This window comes from Thermostichus sp. OS-CIW-32 (assembly GCF_054060415.1).
In genome coordinates, this window is record NZ_JBSSDD010000007.1 from 31,662 (window position 1) to 53,781 (window position 22,120).

Sequence of the window (22,120 nt, forward strand, 5' to 3'; positions counted from 1 at the left end):
GCCGGTTGAGACAGTCAGTTCTACCATTCTAGCGAGGCAAGCCCACACCCACCGGCAGAGGGGACGGGCTGCGACGGGGGATCTCGTAGGTCAGCCGATCGCGGGCCAGCAGGGTATTGGGAAAAATGGCTTGGGCTTCTGCCAGCAGGTCTTCCAAGGTAATGGGGGCTTCTGGGGTGTAGCGGGGGCTGAAGTGGGTGAGGATCAAAGCTTGGGCCTTGGCTTCGGCAGCCACTTGGGCGGCCATGGCGGCGGTGGAATGCTTAGAGCGGCGGGCCAGCTCTAAGTCAGCCTGAGCGTAGGTAGCCTCGTGGATGACCAGATCCGCAGCCCGGGAGAGATCAACAGCATTGCGGCAGAAAATCGTGTCGGTGCAGTAGGAAAATTTGCGGCCCGGAATGGGATCCCCCACATAATCCCGTCCGTGAAAGCAGCGGCCCTGCCAGATGATGGATTGGCCGGCCTTGAGCTGCCCATACAGAGGGCCAAAGGGGATCCCATCGGCTTGGGCTTTGGCCACATTAAAGCTGCCTGGCCGATCCTGTTCCACCACGCGGTAGCCGAAGGCGGGCACCCGGTGATCCAAGGGCGCGCAGAAGACGGAGTATTCCGGCTCTTGCAGGATGAGACCGGTTTCGACGGTGTGAACGCGGAAGCCGTAGGGGATGCGCGTCTCGCTGTAGCGCAACACGGCCTTCAGGTACTCTTCCAGGCCCGGCGGGCCGTAGATATCGATGTGCTCAGGGGTGCTGCCCAAGCCACAGGAGGCCAACAGCCCCGGCAGGCCGTAGATGTGATCCCCGTGCATGTGGGTGATAAAAATGCGGCGCAACTGGCTGGGGCGCAGCTCGTCTAGGCGCAGCAACTGGTGCTGGGTGCCCTCGCCACAATCGAACAGCCACCATTCCGACCGCTGGGGAAACTGCACCGCCACCCCAGAGACATTGCGCTGGCGGGTGGGCATGCCGGAGCTGGTGCCCAAAAAGGTGATCCGAATGGCGTTGGGATCTGTCACAGGGGCAAGACCTCAAGGATTGGGATCCCTAGCTTACCAATTGCTCTCGCTGGCCGAGAAAAAACCCTTGATAGGATGGGGAATAGAACGTACCCTTGAGCCTTCTCGTCATGATCACCCTGACCGATAGCGCCATCCAAGAGTTGAAGCGCCTGCGCAGCAAGTACGAAAAAGAGGGATCCCAGCCCATCCTGCGTCTAGGGGTCAAGCCGAGCGGCTGCTCTGGCCTCTCTTACGTAATGAACTTCGAGTCTCGGGCCAACCCTGACGATCACACCTTCGACTTTGGGGATATCCAGGTGGCGGTGGATCCCTTGAGTATGACCTTGATCAGCGGCACCACCGTCGACTTTTCCGAGGATCTGCTGGGGGGCGGTTTCCGCTTCAGGAACCCCAATGCAATAGCTAGCTGTGGGTGTGGCACCTCCTTTGCCACTGCTGAGACTGCTGCTGTCGTTGGTCACTAAAGTCTCAATCGCTGCCTCCCACCCGCCTTTGGGCGTCAACGGTTGGAGGGCTCTAGGCTGGGCAGCCAAAGGACAAACCAAGTCCATCCCTTCTGGCTGGTGACCCGGATTTGGCCCTGCAGATACTCCACCCACTGCTTCACCAAGGCCAGTCCAAGGCCGCTGCCCGGTTGCGCCCAGGGATCCTCAGAAGGCACACGGTAAAAGCGCTCGAAAAGGTGGGGCAGGTGGTCAGGCTCGATTTGGGCGGTGTTGCCAATCCTTAGCTCAACCCCACCGGGAAAGGCTTGCACCTCCAAGCGGAGGGTTCCGCCCGGCTGGGTAAACTTGCAGGCATTTTCCAGCAGTTCCTTCAGGATCAGGGTTAGCCGCTGCGGGTAGCTGTAGAGCACTGCCGGGAATGAGGTCAGCTCTGCCATCTCCAGCTTCAGTTGCCGGGCTTGAGCCCGTTCTCGCACCCCGTCGAGCAGGCTTGTGCAAAGGCTGTGGAGATCGATGGTGGCAGCCGCAGAGCCCAACTCCTTGGCTTCCAGGCCCTGCAGATCCAGCAACTTGTTGATCAGCTCAATTTCAGCCTGACATTCTTCCAGGGCAATGCGGTGGTATTGGCACTGCTTCTCGTTGAGAGGAGTGCGGCCCAACAGTTCCAGGGCCAACTTGATCTTGGTGAGGGGAGTGCGCAGCTCGTGGGAAACGCTGGCCAGAAAGCTATCCTTAAGGCGGCTGAGCTGCTGCAAGTCCTGTACCTGGCAGGCCAACTGGGCGGTACGTTCCTGCACTTTGGCTTCTAGGGCTTGGTTGAGTTCCCGCAGGTGGCGTTGGGCTTGGCTGGCCTGGATCAGGTGACGGATACGCCGCTTCAAAACCGCCCAACGAATGGGTTTGGAAATGTAATCGCTGGCCCCGGCAGCAAAGGCTTCATCCACGCAGGACTCATCTTCCAGCGCCGTGACGATGAGAATGGGCAGATCCGAGTTTTGAGCATGGAGGCGGCGACAGCACTCAAACCCATCCACATCCGGCATGACCGCATCCAGCAAGACCATATCCACTGGGTGTTGAGCGGCTAGCTGCAGACAGACTTCGCCGCTGCTGGCTTCCAGGACTTGGTAGCCTTCTCGCTCAAGGGCGTAGCGAACCAAGATTCGCTGGCTGGGCTCATCCTCCGCGATCAACAACAACGGCTTCTTTTCAGGAGAGGGGGATCCCGCCTGGGCCTCAGGAACCGCCGGCGAGCTGGCCGGAGGGTGGGGATTGGGCTTCAGCATAGGCATCGAGAGGAGAGGGAGAAAGGCTCTGCACTCAGAGACTGAGGATAACTTGCCGATATGCCACCTCCAGCTTCTGCAGGGCTTGCTCTATAGTATCCCATTTTACAGAACTGGCTGGCTCGGCATGAACCAGCTTTTCCAACTGCTGACACAGCTCGGCCAGACGTTTGGCGCCTAGGGTGCTGCTGCCGCCTTTGAGGCGGTGGGCCAACCGAGCAATGGCTTGGGGATCCCGCTGCTCTAGGGCCTGCCGCAGGGATCCCAATAGAGCTTCGCTGTCCTGCCGGTAGGTTTGGATCATCTCCTGCCAGGCTTCTGGAGAGCTGAAGACTGCCCGCATCTGGGCGAGGATAACGGGGTCGAGGGGCGGATCCTCTTCTTGGCTGGCCGGGATGGGAAGGGGAAGGGATCCCTGAAGAACCCGGACTAGGGTAGCCGGCTCCAAGGGTTTGGTTAGATAGCCATCTACCCCAGCAGCTTGGGCAGCAGCACGGCCTTCCGAAAACACATTGGCCGTGAGGACAACAATGCGAGGCTGGCGCTCAGGAGGCAGTTCAGCGCGGATGCGACGGGTGGCCGCAAGACCATCCAGCTCCGGCATTTGCATATCCATCAACACCAGATCGTAGGGTCGCAGGCGCAGAGCTTGGACGGCTTCTAGGCCGTTGCCGACAATATCGGGCCGGTAGCCCAATCGCTCCAGCATGAGGCGAATCACCTTCTGGTTAACCGGGTTATCCTCTGCCACCAGGATCTGAAGCGGGTAGCGGCTGGCCAGGGTCGCGTCCCAAATGGAGGGAGGAGCGGCGGGAGAGGAAGATAAGGAAGAAGGAGCTTTTTCTCCCACCAGCTCCAGCAGCAGCTTCCGCAGTTGGGAGGCTTTGACCGGCTTGGCCAAAGTGGGGAGAGGGTCTGCTGTGGAGATGAAGTTGCGCCCCGTCAGCACTATGGGCAACAGGCGGGGTTGCGCTGTCTGCAGGTCAGCCGCCAGGGTCAAGCCATCCCGGTCTGGCAGGGTGGCATCCAGAAGGGCCAGGTCAAAAGGACGAGTTCTAACTGCAGCCTGGGCTTCTGCCGCCAAGGCACAACAGGTTACCTCCATGCCCCAAGCGCTCAGCAGTCGGGATAGCAACTGCCGTTGACTGGCGTTGTCTTCCACCAGCAAAACCCGCTTGCCGGCCAAGCACGGATCCGGTGCGGCGGTTGGCAACAGCTCCTGGTCTGGCCTCTTTAGGGGGATGCGAAAGCGAAAAGTGGATCCCTGGCCCGGCTGACTTTCCACCCCGATTGCTCCCCCCATGAGCTGGCAGAGACGCTGGCTGATGGCCAAGCCCAGGCCGGTGCCCCCAAACTGGCGGCTGATGGAGCTATCCACCTGGCTGAAGGGCTTGAAGAGGCGATCCAATTTTTCGGGGGGAATGCCAATGCCTGTATCCCGCACCTGAACGTTGACCCATTGCTTTTCAGGATCCCTCTCCCCGGCCTCGACCGTCACCACTACCTCTCCCTGGGGGGTGAACTTGATGGCGTTGCTGAGCAGATTGGCCAGGATTTGGCGCAGCCGGTTGGGATCCCCTATCAAGGTTGGCGGCAGGTTGGGATCCACCCAGGCCACCAGTTCCAGATCCTTGCTCTGGGCTTGGGCGGCCATCAAATCCAGCAGCTCTTCCACCAACTGCGGCAAGGAAAAGGGTATTTCCTCCAGTTCCAGTTTTTGGGACTCGATCTTGGAGAAATCGAGGATGTCGTTGATTAGGTTCAGCAGCACCTCGCCTCCATAGCGGATGGTCTGTACCCAATCCTGCTGCTGCGGATCCAAGGAGGTGTCCAGGAGTAGACTGGTCATCCCCAAAATGGCGTTGATGGGGGTGCGGATCTCGTGGCTGATGGTGGCCAGGAACTCGCTCTTGGCCCGGCTGGCGGCTTCGGCAGCTTCCTTGGCTGCTTTCATCTGCTCTTCTGCCAGCTTGGCTACGGTGATATCCCGTCCGGCGGCGTAGAACAGGGATCCGGCCAAAGAGGCTCGCCACTCGATGAAACGATAGCTGCCGTCCTGGGTGCGGTAGCGGTTGACAAAGTGATCCAGCCGTTTCTCTTCGATAAGCTGCTGCATGGCCGCCTGCGTGGCGGGGACATCTTCCGGATGAACCCACTCCAAAAACGGTCGGCTCTGGAGCTCCTGCAGGGAATAGCCCAGGGTGGTCTCCCAGGCTCGGTTAAGACGGCGAAGGTACCCTTGGGCATCGGCAATGCAAAGCAAATCCAGAGCTACCGAGAAAAACTGCTCCAGCTCCGCTTCTGCCGACTTGCGGGCAGTGATGTCCACCGCGGTAAACACCCAACACGGGATCCCGCGCAAGACAAGGGGCTGCACAAACACGTCTTCCCAGACAACTCGGCCATCCTGCCGCTGCCATTGCCACTCAAAGCGGGCGGATCCCTGCTGGCGGGCTTGCTCCAAGTAGGACTGCAGCGAGAACTCCCCGCCCCGAAGAGCCTGGCGATAGGGAGACTGCTCCAAAGTGTCGAAGGCTCGCAGCTCCTCCAGGCTGGAGAAGCCATAGGCCGAAATGGCTTGGGAGTTGGCCTCCAGGATCTCGCCGGTCTCGGCATGGCGGATGAGGATGGCCACAGCGGCATTCTCAAACAGCGCCCGGAACTTCTGCTCGCTTTCCTGGACGGCCTGCTGGGATCGCACCCTGTCGGTTACATCGCGGACGATCACCACCACCTCTTGGGGGTTGAGGGGCACAATGCGCACCTCTTCGTGGCGGGTCTCTCCTTGAATCTCGATGCTTTGGTCGTAGCGCTGCCGCGTCTGGGTAGCTATAGCCTGCTGAACAAAGAAAAGCCGCCGCTCGGCCAACTCCGGTGGCAAAAGCTCCTGCAGGGATCGGCCCACGTAGGTGTCGGGTGAGCTATAGGGAACAACCTCGCCCCCCCAGACAAAGCTCAAGCAAATGCCCTGGCTATCCAGGCGGAAGATCAAGTCGGGAATGGCTTCTAGAATGGCTCGCTGCACCTGTTCAGCGGCTTTCAAGGCCAGCTCTGCCTGCTTGGCTTCTGTAATATCCCGCACGATTGCCAGGACTTCCTGGCTGTTGAGAGGGACAATGCGGGCCTCTTCGTAGCGTACCTCCCCTTGAACTTCAATGCTGTACTCGTAGCGCTGTTGGGTTTGGGTGGCCAGGGCTTGCTGAACATAGAAAAGCCGCTGCTCTGCCAGCTCCAGCGGCAGAATTTCCCGGGGGGATCGGCCCAAGTGCTGCTCGGCTGGAGTGTAGAGATGGATATCGCCTCCGGAAATAAAGCTCAGGCAGATGCCCTGGCTATTCAGGCGAAGGATGAGGTCGGGGATGGCTTGGAGAATGGCCCGCTGGGTGGCTTCCATTTCTCTAAGGGCCAACTCTGCCTGTTTCCGCTCGGTGATATCTCGCACCAGGATGTAAACTTTGTCTCTCCCGTGAGCGACAACGCAGGCTCTCCGATAGCAGCGGATCCCCGGCTCAATCTCAACTTCGTACTCTAAGTACTGCGGCGTCTGGCTGACCAAGGCCCCCTCCGCCAGAGATGGATACTGCTCTTTCAGCGAGCCAGTAAACACGTCTTGGGCGCGGCAACCCACGTAAAACTCAGGCGGATGTCGGGTGGGAACGTAAGGGGAAGGCTTGCAATGAAGAATGACTCCCTCGGCGCTGAGCTCAAAAATCAAGTCGGGAATGGCCTCGTAGAGGGCGCGGTAGCGAGACTCGCTTTCCTGTAGAGCCCGCTCCATCTTGACCCGCTCGCTGATGTCGCGGCTGGTGATGAGGATCCCATCGCCCACCGGCACCACTTGGTGATGGATCCAACTGGCCTTCAAGCCCGGCTGCCCCGAAATGGGGAACTCCTCTTCCAGAGGAATGCCGGTTTCCACCACTCGCTTGTATTTCTCAAAAAAGCCCCCCCAGCGGTTGATGGGCAGCAGCTCGCACAGCCGCTGGCCGATGATCTGCCGGCGCTGGAGGGAAATGAGCTCTTCCCCCTTGGCGTTGACATCCACAAAGACAAAGTCGCGGATCTCGCGGGTAACGGGATCCCGCACCGCCTCCAGCAGGTAAATAGCATCCAAGCTGGCTTCCAAGGCTGCCCGAAAACGAGCCTCTGGGCTGGGGGTGCCCCTAAGAAGTTGGAAAGGAAATCTCAGGATCCTCCGCAAGACAGAAAGCTGCTGCAGGCCGAGCAGCAGAAGAGCCAGAAGGAGGGATCCCAGCAGCCAAAAGGCAAGGCCAGAGGGATCCACCAGGCCCACCGTTTTCCCTACCGCCCATAGCTCTCTGTGCATAGAACCCAGAGATTCCTGCCCCCTTTCCACAGTATCCCAGCAAGTCTTTCCAGCTTATCTTGGAGGTCAAAAGGGAAAGCTCAGCTAACTTGCGGAAATGGCCTCTATGCAATGGGCAGGATTCCTCAAGAGTGGCTTTTTGGGGAAATGAGTCTTGGCTCAAAGCTTTGTTTCTGGGTGCAGTAGGGAGAGAGACTCTTTATTGTGAAGATGCTTTATTGTGAAAAATAATTGTGAAGATTCAGCGGGATCCCTTGCGCCAGCGGCAATAGAGTTTTTCCAACTCCACCCAGACCATAACCACGGTGCTAAAGCCCAAGCAGATCAAAAGTTCAGTGCGGGTTAGCTCCTCTGTGCCAAAGAAGCTGCGCAAGAAAGGCACATAGAGCAGAGCCAATTGCAAGAGCAGAGTGGTCAGGACCGCGCCCAGCAGGTAGGGGTTGGAGAAAGGGTTGGTCTCGATGGTGAGCTTCTCGTTGGAGCGCACGGCCAGCGCATGGCCCATCTGGGCGATACACAGGGTGGTGAAGACCATTGTGCGCCAGTGGGGGATGTAGGCTTCCACAATGGCCATCATGAGGATTGTGGAGATGGCAAAAACCACGCCGATGCGCACCATGTAGGCTCCCAGCCCCTGGGCGAAGATGCTCTCTTTGGGGTTGAAGGGGGGGCGCTGCATCACCCCTGGCTCCGCCGGTTCCAAAGCCAAGGCCAGAGCGGGCAGGCCATCGGTCACCAAGTTCATCCACAAGATCTGTAGGGGTGTCAGCGGCACATCCCCCAAGCCCAGGATGGGGGCAGCAGCCACTGTCAGCACCTCACCGATGTTGCTGCCCAAAATGTACTTCACAAAGCGGCGGATGTTGCTGTAGACCACTCGCCCTTCTTCAATGGCTGCCACGATGGTGGCGAAGTTGTCGTCCAGCAGCACCATATCGCTGGCCTCTTTGCTCACATCGGTGCCCGTGATGCCCATGGCGATGCCAATATCCGCTTGGCGCAGGGCAGGGGCGTCGTTGACCCCATCCCCGGTCATGGCCACGAACTCGTTTTGCTTTTGCAGGGCTTGCACAATGCGCAGCTTGTGTTCGGGGGCGACGCGGGCATAGACCCTGACGGTTTGTACCGTTTGCAGCAGCTCCTCGAAACTCAAGCGGGAGAGGGTACGCCCGTCAATCGCCTGATCCTCCGACTCGAGAATGCCCAACTCCCGGGCAATGGCCACAGCCGTGAGCTGATGATCGCCGGTAATCATCAGGGTGCGGATCCCAGCTTCTCGGCAGCGGGCCACGGCCTCTCGTGCCTCTGGTCGCGGAGCATCGTGCATCCCCATCAGGCCCAGCCAAACCAGGTTGTGCTCCACCTCTTCCCCGTTGTCCGGGATCCGCTCTAGCCTCTGGGTGGCTACCCCCAGAACCCGGATACCTTGGGCGGCCAGGCGGTTATTGGTGCCGAGGATGGCCTGGCGATCGGTTTCCGACAGCTCCTGCCAAGTGCCCCCTTTCTGGATACGATCACACCGCTCCAGCACCAGCTCTGGGGATCCCTTGGTGTAGACGCAGTAGCCGCCGTTTTCTTGGATCACCACGCTCATGCGTTTTCGTTCCGAGCTGAAGGGGAGCTCCTGCACCCGTGGGTAGCGCTCCTGTAAAGAGCCTTTGTGGAGGTTGGCTTTGGCGGCTGCCACCAGCAGGGCTGCTTCGGTCGGATCCCCCAGGATGGACCAGGTGGGCGTTGAAGGGGGGGAAGAAACTGCAGACCGAGGGTTGCGACCGGCAACGGGTTGGAGGCTGGCCTGCAACAGGGCATCGTTGCAGAACACCACGGCCCGCAAGATGGCCTGCAGATCCGGGGCGCTCCCGGGATCTATGGGCTGGCCGCCGCAGTAGAAGGATCCCTTGGGAATGTAACCGGTGCCGCTGACGTGGTAATGGCGGTCGGGGGTAATGATGTCGGTCACCACCATTTTGTTTTCCGTGAGGGTGCCGGTTTTGTCGGAGCAGATGGTGGTCACGGATCCCAGGGTCTCTACTGCCGGCAGGCGGCGGATCAGGGCATGGCGGCGCACCATGCGTTGGGTGCCTATGGCCAGGGTGACAGTGATAACCGCGGGCAGCCCCTCTGGTACCACGGCCACGGCCATGCTCAAGGAGGTTTCCAGAAGCGAGGTGAAAGGGGCCATGCTCCCGGCTTGCAGCAGCCCTATCCCCACCACCAGGGCCACCAAAGCCAGGGATCCCGACACCAGCACATTGCCCAGTTGGCTCATGCGCCGCTGCAGGGGAGTGGGCTCGTTTTCCACCGTTTGTAGCAGCTTCGCCACCTTGCCCAGCTCCGTGTTCATGCCGGTGGCAGTAACCAAGAGGATCCCTCGCCCCTGAATCACTTCGGTGCCCATGAAGGCCATGTTGCGCCGTTCCCCCAGCTCGATGTCCGGCGGGAGTACGCAATCTGCCTGTTTGGTTACAGGGGTGGCTTCTCCGGTCAAAGCTGCTTCCCGCACCTGCAGGTTCACGGCCTCGGCCAAGCGCCCATCGGCTGGGATCTGTACCCCGGCTTCCAGCAGCACGCGATCCCCCGGCACCAGTTGGCTGGCTGGAACTTCTTGCCACAGGCCATCCCGCTCCACCCGCACAGTAGGGGAGGCCAGTTTTTTCAGGGCCGCCAGCGCTTTTTCCGCCCGACTTTCTTGCAAATAGCCCAGGCCACCGTTAAGGCCAACGATCAACAAAATGGCCAGGGCATCTTTGGGAAACTCGCCTTCTTGCAAGTCCAAAGTGGCTGAGATCGCCGCTACGGCGATCAGCATCAGCAGCATGATGTTGCGGAATTGATCCAGCAGGACTTGCCAGGAGCTACGGCCAGAAGTGGTGATCAGCTCATTGGGGCCATATTGCCGCTGCCTCTGGATCACCTGCTGAGTGGTGAGGCCACGATCGGGATCGGTCTGCAACTTCTGGATGGCGGCGGCAAGGGTGAGGCTATGCCAAGCAGGGACAGAGGAAAGGGAGGATCCATCCGGTGGGATCATCGCGACCACTCGAGGGTTCTTGCCGCATTTTGACATACTCCCCGCCCTCGAGGGGGAGGATTCTTGTCATCTCCCCAGTTGTTCGGGCCATAGCTCTTCTGGCGCCAGCGGCTGGGATCATCTTCAGAGCGCCAAGCCCACGACGAGGATCGAACTCGTGACCTCCCCCTTACCAAGGGGGTGCTCTACCACTGAGCCACGTGGGCAAAGCCGATGGTGGGCCGAGTTGGATTCGAACCAACGTAGGCGTAAGCCAGCGGATTTACAGTCCGCCCCCTTTAACCCCTCGGGCATCGACCCGTTGACACCGGTCTTTCATCATAGCAGAAGGTGTTGCGTAAGTCAGACACACTCCCACTGTGCCAATTGTCAGCCATCTCAAAACCGAGGAGTCAGAGTCGAAGCGGAACGAGGCAGCCCCAGAGCTGGGTATAAAGGGATCGGGTTAGGGCTGGGCACTTTTCAAGACAAACTGAATAAGGAACTTGATATCGTTTAAGACAGTTTTCTGACTCCTGACCATGATTTCGACCCTCGGCACTCCCACCCATCCAGAGCAGACCCTTTCCCCCAACCAGTCTTTGCGCCCCTTGACCAGCCGTATCAACAGCCGGGGGCACTTGGAAATTGGGGGGTGCGACGTGGTGGAGCTGGTGCGCCAGTTTGGATCCCCTCTCTACATCCTGGACGAATGGACGCTGCGCCGCGCCTGCCAGCTTTACCGTGACACCTGGGCCCGCTGCTACGCCGGGGGATCCCGGGTTTTGTACGCCACGAAAGCCTGGAATTGCCTGGCCATCTGTGCATTGGCGCTGCAAGAAGGGCTGGGGTTGGATGTGGCTTCCGGCGGGGAGCTGTACACAGCCCTGCAGGCGGGGGCCAAAGGTGAAGATCTCTATCTGCACGGCAACGCCAAGTCTCTCGACGAGCTGAACTTGGCCCTGGAGACGGGCTGTACTTTGGTGGTCGATAGCCTGTACGAACTGCAGCAGGTGTCGGCCCTGACCACGCCCGCACGGCCAGCGCGGCTGCTCCTGCGGGTTAACCCCGGTATTGACGTCCACACCCACGAGTACATCCGCACCGGACAAACCGACAGCAAATTCGGCATCGGCCAATGGCAACTGCCGGAGGTGTTTGACTTTTTGGCAGCCCATCCCCAACTGCAGTGCGTTGGGCTCCATGCCCACATTGGGTCACAGATTTTTGATCTACAGGGCCACCGCGACCTGGCGGGGGTGCTGGCCCAGATCTGGCGGCAAGGGCTGGGCAGAGGGTTGCCCCTACAAGAGCTGAATGTGGGTGGGGGCCTGGGGATCCGCTATATCGAATCCGATGATCCCCCCTCCATCCCGGAGTGGGTGGAAACTGTGGCAACGGCGGTGCAACAAGCCTTTGCCCAGTCCGGGATCCCTTTGCCCAAGGTGCTCTGCGAGCCTGGACGATCTGTGATTGGGCCGGCTGCCGTGACCGCCTACACCCTGGGAGGGCAAAAGCGGATCCCTCCCAGCGATGACCTGCCCCAGGGACGCACCTACATCACCATCGACGGTGGTATGTCCGACAACCCCCGCCCGATCACCTATCAAGCCCGCTATACCGCCCTTCTGGCCAACCGACCAGAGGCAGAGGCCACGCAGCGGGTAACGGTGGCCGGCAAGCACTGCGAGTCGGGGGATGTGCTGTTGAAGGATGTGCTTCTGCCCGCCCCAATGGCAGGAGAAGTGTTGGTAGTTTTGGCGACGGGGGCCTACAACTACAGCATGGCTTCCAATTACAATCGCTTCCCTCGGCCAGCCGCGGTGCTGGTCAACGAGGGAGAGGCCCAGTTGATTGTGCGGCGAGAAACTTATGCCGACTTAATCCGTCAAGATGTCTTGCCAGAGCGGTTGCTGCGTTGAAGGGGAAGTTTGCCCATACCCATCTGGTCAGTAGAGGCACAGCCTTTCCTGGCAGCGCCGACCGCAGCCAACGCACCTCATGCGAGAAAGACTGGAAGACAGCCAGGAGGTGAGTGGTAGGCTGGTCTGGGGGCCGCAGTCCAACAGGGGTTCTGAGGTGCAGAACGGCACCAGGCAGAAGGTCCGCAATGAGGGGAGCGTGAACGGGGTTTTTCGCCATGCTGGCGGCCTTATGGGCTTGGCTACAGCAGTTTAACTTTCTCAGCCTCTTGGACTGGGCTCTGGCTGTCTTTCTGTTGGCTTTGGCTCTCTACTACACCCGCGAAAGTCGTGCTGGGGTGCTGGTGAGGGGATTTATAGTGCTGCTGGTGCTGTACCTGGCCACAGCCTCTCTCCCCTTGGTTCACCTGATCTTGGATCGCCTGCTCCTGGGCGCAGCTGTAGCCATGGGCGTGCTCTTTCAACCGGAGTTTCGGCGGCTGCTGGAGCAATTGGCAAGAGCCATCCGCATGGAGTGGCCGAGCAACGCAGGCGATGACGAGGAGGATCCTGAGGAAGATTTGGTGGAAGAACTGGTGCAAGCAGTGCGAGAACTTTCCCAAAACCGCACAGGAGCGCTGATTGTGATCGAGCCGGAGCAACCAATTGACTCGCGGGTATTTACCGACAAAGGAGTACCTCTCCAGGCGCGGGTGTCGCGGGAGATCTTGCAGACCATTTTCCAGACTTCAACTTTGTTGCATGATGGGGCTGTGGTCATCCATCGGAATCGCATTCGCGCAGCGGGGGTCATCCTGCCGGTTTCGGAGCGGGCCGCCTCTCGACAGCTGGGCACACGGCACCGCGCTGCGATGGGGATCACAGAGCAGACCAATTGCTTGTGTATTGTGGTCTCAGAAGAAACGGGATCCATTTCCCTGGCGGAGGGTGGGCGCATCGAGCGGCCTCTGACCAGTGCCAAGTTACACGAACTGCTGGTACAGCGGTTGCGCAATCCCCGCGATGCCAAAAAACGAGATGCTCCGCTAAAGGGATTGTGGGCCCACCCCTGGTTTCGCAATGGGCCGCTGCGCTGGTGGGGATCCCTCTCCGATCTGACTAAACTCTTTCGCAAACCTGAGAAAACCCTCCCCGAAGACTGAATCTCCATGACCCTTTCTCCTGCCCATCTTCTGCAGTTGCCTGCCGACCTAGATCCGCAGTTGTTGCCCCGCCATGTGGCGGTGGTGATGGATGGCAACGGGCGTTGGGCGCAAAAACGGGGCTTACCCCGCAGTGTTGGGCATCAGCGAGGGGTAGCGGCCCTGAAGGAGCTGCTGCGCTGTTGTGATGACTGGGGGATCCCAGCCCTTACCGCCTATGCCTTCTCCACCGAGAACTGGGGCCGGGCCCGCGAGGAGGTGGATTTTCTCATGACTTTGTTCGAGCAGGTGCTGTGGCAGGAATTGGGGGAAATGGTGCAGCAGGGGGTGCGCATCCAGTTTGCCGGCCAGTTGTCGGCTCTGCCCCACTCTCTGCAGGAAACCATCGTGCATGCGGTGGCCTGCACCCAGCACAACAAGGGCATTTGCCTGACGGTGGCCCTCAACTACGGGGGACGACAGGAGATCCTACAAGCCTGCCGCTCCATTGCCACCTTGGTGCAGCAGGGGCTGCTGCAGCCGGATCAGATTGACGAGGCCCTCTTTTCCCAATTTCTCTACACCACCGGCTTATCGGATCCTGATCTGCTGATCCGTACCAGCGGCGAGATGCGCATCAGCAACTTCCTGCTCTGGCAGATGGCCTACACCGAGCAGTATTTCACCCCCATCCTCTGGCCGGATTTCGACCGAGCCGCTTTTCACCAAGCCTTGCTTAGCTATCAGTCGCGGCAGCGGCGGTTTGGCAGGTGAGGATGATCCCTGGTTGGATATCCGTTGCCAACCGGCAGCTAGCGCAGAAAGCTGGTCACCAACCACATCACCGTAAACGTGATCCCCACCAACAGCGCACCAGGAGCATCGCCACCGGTGAGAGGAAGGGCAATGCCGTAGGCCAACATCAGCCCCAGGCTCAGGCCCGCCAGGGCCAAGAGAAAAGCGCGAATGAAGCGGCGCTCTTTGCGGTACAGGAAATAGATACAAGCCATCAGCCCCAAGGCCAGTTGCAGCGAGGGGTACTCATCGGGAGCCAGGATAACCCAACCCCCCAGCCCACCCAGCAGCGCCGCAGGCCAGAGGGCATCGGCGGTAGAGGGGGTATCCAACCAGCGGCTGACCCAGGGGGGATTTTGGGCAGCAGGGCGAGGCAAACTCAGCTCCGGCTCAGGATGGGCAGCCCGTTGTTCGGCGTAGCGAATGCGATCGGGAACGGCGATTTTGCCCTCTTTGCGCAGGCGCAGGCGCTGCATCAGGATGGCATCGTAGGCTTGCTCCACCCGCTCTTGCTGCTGTTCATCGGCGCCCAAGCTGGCCAGGAGCCGAGCCCGCGCCGATTGAATCTCTTCAAAAGAGGCTTCTTCGCTAATTCCCAACACCTGATACGGACTCATCTCAGCCATAGCGACCAGCCCTGTAACTCTTTATCACCTTAACCCAGCCTGCCCGACCTTCGATCCGGCTACGTGACGGGGATCGACAACGGGGATTGAGTTGCCGCATTCCCCAAGGCTACGGATTTGGAGATGGAGGCAAGCTCCGTTTGTAGACATCGGGCCACATACTCAACCGCAGCGTAGGTGGTGGCTTTGCCAAGGCTAAGGCGAATGGATCCCAGCGCCTCGGCTTCTGAGTGGCCCATGGCCAAGAGGATGCGGCTGGGGATCAGTTGGCCGCTGCTACAGGCGGAGCCGGCGCTAATGGCGATCCCCTGGCGGCTTAGGGCCCTGACCAGCACATTCCCCGGGATCCCTGCGGCGCAGTAGCTGAGGTGGTGGGGCAGACGCTGCTCCAAACGGACGGGGCCGGTCAGCCGCAAACCGGGCACCTCCGCCAGCAACTGGGCCAAATGCCGTTGCAATTGCCGCAGGCGGGCCGTTTCTTGAGATAGCTCTTGGGCCGCCAAAGCTGCCGCCACTCCCAAGCCGACAATGCCCGGGATCCCTTGGGTGCCAGCCCGCAGCCGCCGTTCTTGCCCACCCCCCCGCAGCAGCGGTCGCAGCTCCACCCCTGGGCGCACGTACAGCGCCCCCACCCCCTGCGGCCCGTAGAGCTTGTGCCCGGAAAGGGAGAGCAGATCCACCGGCAGTTGTGTCAGATCCAACGGGATCCGCCCCACCGTCTGCACAGCATCGCTGTGGAACAGTACCCCAGCTTGGCGGCAGATGTGGCCCAGCTCGGCAATGGGTTGCAGGGATCCCACCTCATTTTGGCCGTGGACGATGGAGACCAAAACGGTATTGGGTTGCAGCGCCTGGATCAAAGTCTGGGGATCCACCTGGCCGGCGGCGTTCACCAGCAGACGGGTGACCTGCCAGCCTTGGGACTGCAACTGGCGGGCAGCATTCTCCACCGAGGCGTGCTCGACGCTGGAGATGATGAGATGTTGGGGAGTAGAGTAGCGCTGGGCCACCCCAAACAGGGCCAGGTTGTTGGACTCCGTCCCGCCTGAGGTAAACAGCAGCGCCTCCGGCTCACAGTTAAGCAGCTCGGCCACCTGCTGCCGCGCCCGCTCCATGGCCATGGCGGCCCGTTCTCCCCACCCGTGCAAGCTGGAGGGGTTGCCCCAGCTTTCCTGCATCGCCATCTGCATGGCCTCGATCACCTCAGGCCGAGGCGGAGTGGTGGCGCTGTGGTCAAAGTAGAGGGCAGGATCCAAACGCAACATGCCAGCTCGACCAGCCGGGGCTCCGTGTTCCTATCTTAAGATCCTTGGCCAGTGTTGCCCAACGCTGGCAGCAGCTTCCCCTTGTTGAGGCCAAACCCGCTGGAGGCAAATTGAGCCTGCCTACTTGAAAAGACTAGTACGCTGGCGGTGCATCACCACCGATTCCACCAAGCCAATGGCCAGAAAATTGGTCAGTAGAGCCGAGCGGCCATAACTTAGAAAAGGCAAAGGCAAGCCGGTAATCGGGGCCAGGCCGATGGTCATGCTGATGTTCACCACCGCCTGAAAGAGGATCATCGCCAGCACCCCAATGGCAATCAGGGATCCAAAATTGTCCTTGGCCCCTTGGGCAATCCAGATCAGCCGCGCACACAGGATCCAAAACAGGATCAGCACCGTCAGGGCGCCGATAAAACCCATCTCTTCCCCAATGGCCGAGAAAATAAAATCCGTGTGCTGTTCGGGGATGAAGTCCAGCTGGGTTTGGGTGCCCTGCTGGATACCGCGGCCCCAGAGGCCGCCGGCTCCGATGGCAATGCGGGATTGAATGAGGTGATAGCCGGCTCCCCAGGGCTCTTGCATGGGATCGATAAAAATCTCCAGCCGCCGCCGCTGATAGGGCTTGAGAAGGTGCCAAGCTAGCTGACCCAACTGCCCCGAGAGCAGGTTGATTACCCCAAAAGTTACGGCCCCCGTCCACTGCCAGGGGAGACGCCAAGCAGCCAACCCCGCCATTCCCAGACACCAGAGCAGCCAAACCCAAAGCATCCAGCTCAGCTCTGGGCGAGTGTGTAAGCCATAGAGAATGGCCCCCACCCCCGGCGACAGGAGCAAGAGGATCCAACTGCCCTTGGCTCCGGCCCAGTAGAGCATGACCAGGACAATCACCACAAACACCAGGGCAGTGCCCAGGTTGGGCTGCAGGAAAATCAAGATCCAGGGAGGAGCAATGACGGCAACGGCCACCCAAATCTGGCTGAAGTATTTGATCGGCCAGTGGTGCAGGAGAGCGGCTAGGGTGATGATTACCCCCAGCTTGGCAAACTCAGAAGGCTGCACCTGAAAGCCAGCGATGGAGAGCCAGCGCTCCGCCCCTCCCCCCGCCGTGCCGAAAAAGAGCACTGCAATTAAACCTGCCAAGGTCAGGAAGTAGGTGAACCAGTGCCAGCGCAAAAGCCGCTCATACGGGATCCGGGCTACCATTCCCAAAAACACCAGGCTGATCCCGGCCATGATCAACTGCTGCAGCCAATAGTGGCTGATGGGACGCTCCCAGACTGCGCTGCGGATGGCAAGAATGCCGATGCCTGTCAAGGCCAGCACCGTGGCCAGCAACATGCCATCGAACTCGCGCCAAGGAGCCAAGATCTGCCGCAGAAGCTTTTTCCACCTAGGCTGAGAAGACACCTTTGGGTCAACGTTGCCCAGCAATAGACCCCATCCTCCAAAGCAAGGCCAGCACCAGTTTGACATGCCCCTTGCCCCACTGGCTCACTCTCGACCCCTCTCCCACGGGGGGAGCTATTCCCAGCTCTGCAGTTGCCCTAGCCAAGCGGAGAGGCGGGATCCCACCTCTTCTCGACGCCCTTCAAGATTGGCTGCCGTCCAAATCAGAAGCAGGCCCAGCAGGATCCCAGTGGCCCAGAGCAGCAGCGCATCAGTTGTTACCAACAGCCATCCCTGCCGCAGGATCCCCAGCCCAAAGGCCAGCGTGCCCACGAAGAGATAGGCTCTTACCCGCAAGGCCAAGCCCAGCAGACCCAAGGCCAAACCCAACCCTACCGGCCAAAAGCCCGTCCACCGTTGCCCGTGAGTTTCCACCAGCACCACCAGCAGCCATGTGCCCAAGGAAACCAGCCGCAGCCAATGCCGCCCCCGCCGTCCGTTGGTTTCCTGTAATCCCGGATCCACCTGGGCCACATAGAGCAGGGATCCCACCAGGGGCAGGGCATAGAACGTCAGGGAAGCCCAATCCTGATGCCAGCCGTAACTCCACAGGATCCAGTTGCTCAAGAACAGGCTGACATAGCCCAGGCGCACTTGGGATCTCCAGATAGCCAGCAGGGCATAGTAGGTTGCCCCCAGCAGCAGATTAAGGGTGTTATTTCCTCCCGCGGTTACCAGAAAAGCGGCCAGGGGCAGCACCAAGGCTGTATTCTGCCAGGGATCCGACGGCCAGCCCCACCCTCGCCAGGGCAAGCCATGGTAAACCAGCCCCAGCCCACAGAGCAGGGATCCGGCCCATCGCGCTATGGATAGCTGCGGCAGCCCCAGGAACACACCGCCCAGCAGAACCCCAGCTCCTTGCCATGCACTGAGGTAACCCCAGACCGTTGGCACCCAATTTTGCTCTGTTGGAGATTCTAGAGTTGAGGTTCTCGCCTGTCCGGCGGCATAGGCCACCAGGCCGGATCCCGTCAGCACCCAGAGGAGCTGTCCCCAACGGCTGAGGCGAGGATCGAAAAGGGCAGACCAGAGGACAAGGCTGGCCAGAGCCCAGTTGGCCAAGGCCATCCAGCGCAACCCAGCTCTTTTAAGCTGCAGGGTCGCCGCCAGCCAAGGGGGACAAAAGCCGTAGCCCCAGGCCAAGCTCAGCCCTAACAGAGCGATCAACACCAACCCATTTGCCAGGGATCCCCCAGTTCGCTGGCTGAGGAAGTAAACCCAGCTCTCGTAGGCGGCCACAGACACGCCCCAAGCGCCCAGGAGCCCTTTCCAGTTGGCAGGACGGAGGTCTTCCCGGCCTTGCTCTTGCGCCCGTTGGACCGCCTGTCGACGCCCCAGGCCCAGCAACACGATGGAGAGACCTAAGCTGCCCAAGCCCGTTACCTCACTCCACTGGGCATGGGATCCCAGCCAGCCCAACCCTGCATAGATCAAAGGCCCCGTCCGCCAGAAGCTCAGGGCCCTGACCTGTTGCAGGAGCTGCCCCCCCAAAGACTTTGTCCCGCCAGCGCGAGCGGCCCCCTCAAGCAAGAGTTTTTCCGGCCCAATCCAAAAGAGGATCCCCAGGCTCAGATTGATGACGGCAAGCAGAGGGGCAACAGGACGGGATCCCTGTACCACCCACAAGAGGCTGCTGGCCACCAACAGCTCCAAAGCCCAGATCAGCCCATAGGACAGCCCCTCCATTACAGACCATGAGATGGCCGACGAAGCCTCCTGACCGCTGCCGCCAGTTGAGACATCCTCCGCCCTGGAAGGAGACGGGCTTTCGCTCTCCAAGCCAGCAGGATGGACACCGCCGTCGCGATAAAAAGCGGGAGCCACTTCCACCCAAAGCCGCAAAACAATGGCCACCAGGACAGTCCCAGAGGCCAGGGTCAGAGCCACTGGGGAATCCAGGTACTTTCCACCACCGATGCGACCTGCTTCTGGCTGCAATGTCTGCAACGTTAGGGAAAGTAAAAGTACGATCCCCAGCAGAAAGCCAAAGCCATCCAGCACCGGTCGGTAAGCTGCCCGAAGGCGGGGAGAGAGGTAGTGGAACGGAGTCCCTAGGCTGTAGCGACAGCCGCTAGTGCTCCGCACCGCTGTCGCGAACAACAGCAGCACCCCCAAGGCCGTCAGCCATTCTGACTCCGTTAAAGCGGGGAACAGCCGATGGATTCCCACCAGACCGAACCCCCAGCCAAACGTCACTGTCAACAGCACCTCTGCTGGAACAACTGCGTTGGCGGTGTGGAGCTCATGGTCGGCGGAGGGGAAAGAGGCCCACACCCACACCTGAGTGGCCATCAGCAGCAACCCCAAGCCCAGACCCAGAAACTCAACCCCCGGCCTTCCAAAGGTGAGTAACTGGGCCAGCAAAAGGGAGAGAACTGCCGGGAAACGCAAAGACCCGCGCTCCGGGATCCCCTGCCGCCAGGAAAGGGATCCCACCTCCCCTTGCTCTGGGATCTGCAGCCAGCGGGGCATGAACTCCAGGGGGGGCAGGGCCAATACCTGAGCTGCCGTCAAAACAAGAGGCACCAGCAGCCACAGCCAGCCAAAGGATTGTTCACCCGTCGCAGACAACTCGGGGAGCCGTTGCAGCAAAAACGCCAAGTAGCTGGATCCCACCAGCACCAGCCCTATGCCATCTGCACTTCGCTGCCACAGCTCCGCAGGCACTCCCCAAAAAAAGCGCTCTGACCCACCCAGAGCTACCCGCCCTGCCCATTGCAATAGGCCCACCAGCAGCAGAACCACTCCCCAACTGGACAGGCTAGTGCTCCGCACCGCTGGCGCGAACAAGTCGGGCAAAAGCCAGCGGATCCCGGCCAGCAGCGCCCCCACTCCGTAGGCATGGGTGAGAAATACCCAGCGGGGATCGAGGAGCTCAGCTCTCTTGGACTTCTGCCGCAGCCACCAGGTCAGGATGCCAGTACTCAAAAGCAAATGCCAGAAGCGAATGGCCGGATGGGGAAGGCTCAAAAGCAGCAGGGATCCGCCCAACCCCAGCACCAAGCACTCTGTCGGTTCTACCAGCCTAGAAAAGCCTGTCTCACCGGCTTCTGGAGTGCTCCTCTGCCAGCGGGCCGCCAACCCCAACCACAGCACCTCGTAGGGCAGTAGCACCAACCCCAGCAATCCCCAGGGGGAATCAAGGGGCTGAAACCAGTTGGTTACTGTAGCCACAACCTCTTGCCGCCAGCTTGCTGGCCACACCTGCCAAAAAGCCCAGCAAGTTTCCAGGCCCAGCAAGAACAGCAACGTCAAATGCACCCTAAGGACTTCGTCCCGCTGGGGCGACTGGGTGTGTCGGCGCAAGCGCCCGATTAAGACATGGATCCCCAGCAGGCTAATCCCCAGCAACTGCCAGCCGCTGAAAGGGCTCTCCGCCAAGCCAATGGCAGCCAGCAGCCAGCCCACCACCAACAGCACCCAGCTCCCCTCCCACCAGCGGGAGAGCATCCCCTCCTGAGCGCCTTCTGCTACGATGTGCGGGGATCCCTGGGGCCATTCCGCTGCTAGCCAACCCAACAGGGCCACCGCCAACCCCAACTGCGGCACTTGGACATGCCCAGACAGCAGCCCCCGTAGGATTAACAGGGATCCGGCAGCCCCGATTAGCCAGATCTTGGAGCCCCGTAATTCCCGAGACCGGCGGCTCCAGGTGTAAATCACGGTGCTGAGGATCCCCAGATACAGGATCCCCAGGACAAAAGCAGGGCGAAGCTCCTGCGGCCCCAAGCTCCAGAAAGCGTGCAAGCCAGAGAGGGCCAAAAAGTTCACCAAGGTTCCGTAAAAGGCATTGGGCTCCACACCGCTGTCGCGAAAGCCGGCACCTGAACCCAGCGAGCGCACCCGACCCTCAGCCGTCAACGGGATCCCCAGCAGCAAGCCCAGCGCCAGGATGCGGATCCCCCAAAGGATCCCCAGCCCATCCAGGGCCCACATGTTCACCGGCACCAGCAGCAGGGCAATAGCCTCCAAGGTTTGACCGGTTAGACGCAGCCCTTCCTGCCGTTGGATCCATCCAGCACCTACCCCAAAAGCGGCCGTATAGGCCAAGAGCACCCCATACTGAGCAGTTGGAGAAAATTGCTCCCAGTGGCTGGCCGCCAGCACCCCCGAGGACACCACCACCAAAAACAGGCCCAGCAGCAACAGCCAAGCCACGCTCAGCTCTGACAGCAAGTTCCGCAGCAAAACAGCCAGCGCCGGGGTAGGGGGGGGCAAGGACTCCGTCCGAGTAGCGCGATAGTGCTCCGCACCGCTGGCGCGAACAGGTTGAGGGGCAGCTTGGGGCTCTTCTCCCCCCTCGACCGCAGGTTCCTCAACCCCAGATCCGGCCAGGCGAGCATTTCTTTCTCGCACCATCCCTGGGATCCAAATCAAATCCAGGAGCTGACCGATCCCCAGCAGCCCAAAGGTCAACAGCCAGAGCAAACCCGTCCGCCAGCGGCCCAGATAAAAACGGTGCAGGCCACAGATGCCAAACAAACCCAAAATCCAGAGCACGTAGGCCGAGCCAAGACGAGCCGGGATCTCGTCGCTGGGGGAAACTGCCGCTGACCTTGGTTCCTCCCCCTCTAGCCGATACTGCTCCACCAGCAAGCGAAAGTGCTCTGGAGTCAGCAAGCTCAGCTCCAGCCAGGCCCGCAAACCCTGCAAGACTTGCTGCCGGGATCCCCGAACGGTGAGCTCCAAAAGGACTTGCTCCGAGGAGGGCGAGCGGTCAGATTGCAGCTCCTCTGCTCCTGGAGGCAAGAGGTGATCCTGGGATCCCATGGCCAGATTCCTTGAGCAAAAGGCTTGGGGCTACTGCTACTCTAAGCCTTGCTCTAGCCGGTTGCCATGCCGTTCTCAAATCCTTCTC

12 protein-coding genes and 2 tRNA genes are annotated in these 22,120 nt (G+C 60.5%); 4 read left to right on the top strand and 10 right to left on the bottom strand.

Features of this window, described 5'->3' with window-relative positions:
• Positions 1-28: 28 nt before the first annotated feature.
• Positions 29-1,015, bottom strand: a complete 987-nt coding sequence (locus ACVWY8_RS09485; protein ID WP_011433242.1) for a ribonuclease Z — start codon at positions 1,013-1,015, stop codon at positions 29-31.
• 110 nt (positions 1,016-1,125) lie between these two features.
• Between ACVWY8_RS09485 and ACVWY8_RS09490 the strand changes: the two genes are divergently transcribed.
• A complete protein-coding gene (locus ACVWY8_RS09490) occupies positions 1,126-1,482 on the top strand; it encodes a HesB/IscA family protein (protein WP_457394443.1) in 357 nt (118 codons plus the stop codon).
• A 35-nt stretch (positions 1,483-1,517) separates the two neighbouring features.
• Here ACVWY8_RS09490 and ACVWY8_RS09495 read toward each other — a convergent pair whose 3' ends face one another.
• From ACVWY8_RS09495 to ACVWY8_RS09515, 5 genes are all read right to left on the bottom strand, one after another.
• Positions 1,518-2,750, bottom strand: a complete 1,233-nt coding sequence (locus ACVWY8_RS09495; RefSeq protein WP_457394370.1) for a hybrid sensor histidine kinase/response regulator — start codon at positions 2,748-2,750, stop codon at positions 1,518-1,520.
• Between the two features lie 34 nt (positions 2,751-2,784).
• The gene (locus ACVWY8_RS09500) at positions 2,785-7,077 is read right to left on the bottom strand and encodes a PAS domain S-box protein (protein ID WP_457394367.1); all 4,293 of its coding nucleotides are present in this window, start codon (positions 7,075-7,077) and stop codon (positions 2,785-2,787) included.
• Between the two features lie 241 nt (positions 7,078-7,318).
• Positions 7,319-10,108: a cation-translocating P-type ATPase gene (locus ACVWY8_RS09505; RefSeq protein ID WP_457394440.1), complete on the bottom strand. Its 2,790-nt coding sequence runs from the start codon at positions 10,106-10,108 to the stop codon at positions 7,319-7,321.
• Between the two features lie 134 nt (positions 10,109-10,242).
• Positions 10,243-10,314: transfer RNA gene (locus ACVWY8_RS09510), tRNA-Thr, on the bottom strand.
• An 8-nt stretch (positions 10,315-10,322) separates the two neighbouring features.
• Positions 10,323-10,408 (bottom strand) — tRNA-Tyr (locus ACVWY8_RS09515).
• Between the two features lie 221 nt (positions 10,409-10,629).
• On the opposite strand from ACVWY8_RS09515, the gene lysA reads away from it, so the two are divergent.
• The 3 genes from lysA to ACVWY8_RS09530 all read left to right on the top strand — a co-directional run bounded on the left by lysA (position 10,630) and on the right by ACVWY8_RS09530 (position 13,904).
• A complete protein-coding gene (gene lysA / locus ACVWY8_RS09520) occupies positions 10,630-12,009 on the top strand; it encodes a diaminopimelate decarboxylase (RefSeq protein WP_011433248.1) in 1,380 nt (459 codons plus the stop codon).
• Between the two features lie 218 nt (positions 12,010-12,227).
• On the top strand, positions 12,228-13,151 hold the full coding sequence (gene cdaA, locus ACVWY8_RS09525; RefSeq protein ID WP_414423620.1) for a diadenylate cyclase CdaA: 924 nt from the start codon (positions 12,228-12,230) through the stop codon (positions 13,149-13,151).
• A gap of 6 nt (positions 13,152-13,157) precedes the next feature.
• Positions 13,158-13,904, top strand: coding sequence for an isoprenyl transferase (locus tag ACVWY8_RS09530; protein WP_011433250.1), 747 nt, complete (start codon positions 13,158-13,160; stop codon positions 13,902-13,904).
• Between the two features lie 38 nt (positions 13,905-13,942).
• On the opposite strand, the gene ACVWY8_RS09535 is transcribed toward ACVWY8_RS09530, so the two are convergent.
• The 4 genes from ACVWY8_RS09535 to ACVWY8_RS09550 all read right to left on the bottom strand — a co-directional run bounded on the left by ACVWY8_RS09535 (position 13,943) and on the right by ACVWY8_RS09550 (position 22,032).
• On the bottom strand, positions 13,943-14,542 hold the full coding sequence (locus tag ACVWY8_RS09535; RefSeq protein WP_011433251.1) for a CPP1-like family protein: 600 nt from the start codon (positions 14,540-14,542) through the stop codon (positions 13,943-13,945).
• Positions 14,543-14,610: 68 nt separating this feature from the next.
• Positions 14,611-15,816: a cysteine desulfurase family protein gene (locus tag ACVWY8_RS09540; RefSeq protein ID WP_457394364.1), complete on the bottom strand. Its 1,206-nt coding sequence runs from the start codon at positions 15,814-15,816 to the stop codon at positions 14,611-14,613.
• Positions 15,817-15,936: 120 nt separating this feature from the next.
• Positions 15,937-17,247 (bottom strand): rod shape-determining protein RodA, encoded by a 1,311-nt coding sequence (gene rodA, locus ACVWY8_RS09545; protein ID WP_457394361.1) that lies wholly within the window; start codon positions 17,245-17,247, stop codon positions 15,937-15,939.
• Between the two features lie 90 nt (positions 17,248-17,337).
• Positions 17,338-22,032 carry an NINE protein gene (locus tag ACVWY8_RS09550; RefSeq protein ID WP_457394358.1) on the bottom strand — a complete coding sequence of 1,565 codons (4,695 nt, stop codon included), beginning with the start codon at positions 22,030-22,032 and terminating at the stop codon, positions 17,338-17,340.
• Positions 22,033-22,120: the final 88 nt, after the last annotated feature.

Excerpts from the sequence above, each read along its gene's own strand:
- ACVWY8_RS09495 (WP_457394370.1), bottom strand. The coding sequence starts at position 2,750 with ATGCTGAAGCCCAATCCCCACCCTCCGGCCAGCTCGCCGGCGGTTCCT.
- ACVWY8_RS09530 (WP_011433250.1), top strand. The coding sequence starts at position 13,158 with ATGACCCTTTCTCCTGCCCATCTTCTGCAGTTGCCTGCCGACCTAGAT.
- ACVWY8_RS09550 (WP_457394358.1), bottom strand. The coding sequence starts at position 22,032 with ATGGGATCCCAGGATCACCTCTTGCCTCCAGGAGCAGAGGAGCTGCAA.
- ACVWY8_RS09500 (WP_457394367.1), bottom strand. The coding sequence starts at position 7,077 with ATGCACAGAGAGCTATGGGCGGTAGGGAAAACGGTGGGCCTGGTGGAT.
- lysA (WP_011433248.1), top strand. The coding sequence starts at position 10,630 with ATGATTTCGACCCTCGGCACTCCCACCCATCCAGAGCAGACCCTTTCC.
- ACVWY8_RS09490 (WP_457394443.1), top strand. The coding sequence starts at position 1,126 with ATGATCACCCTGACCGATAGCGCCATCCAAGAGTTGAAGCGCCTGCGC.
- cdaA (WP_414423620.1), top strand. The coding sequence starts at position 12,228 with ATGCTGGCGGCCTTATGGGCTTGGCTACAGCAGTTTAACTTTCTCAGC.
- ACVWY8_RS09535 (WP_011433251.1), bottom strand. The coding sequence starts at position 14,542 with ATGAGTCCGTATCAGGTGTTGGGAATTAGCGAAGAAGCCTCTTTTGAA.
- ACVWY8_RS09540 (WP_457394364.1), bottom strand. The coding sequence starts at position 15,816 with ATGTTGCGTTTGGATCCTGCCCTCTACTTTGACCACAGCGCCACCACT.
- ACVWY8_RS09505 (WP_457394440.1), bottom strand. The coding sequence starts at position 10,108 with ATGATCCCACCGGATGGATCCTCCCTTTCCTCTGTCCCTGCTTGGCAT.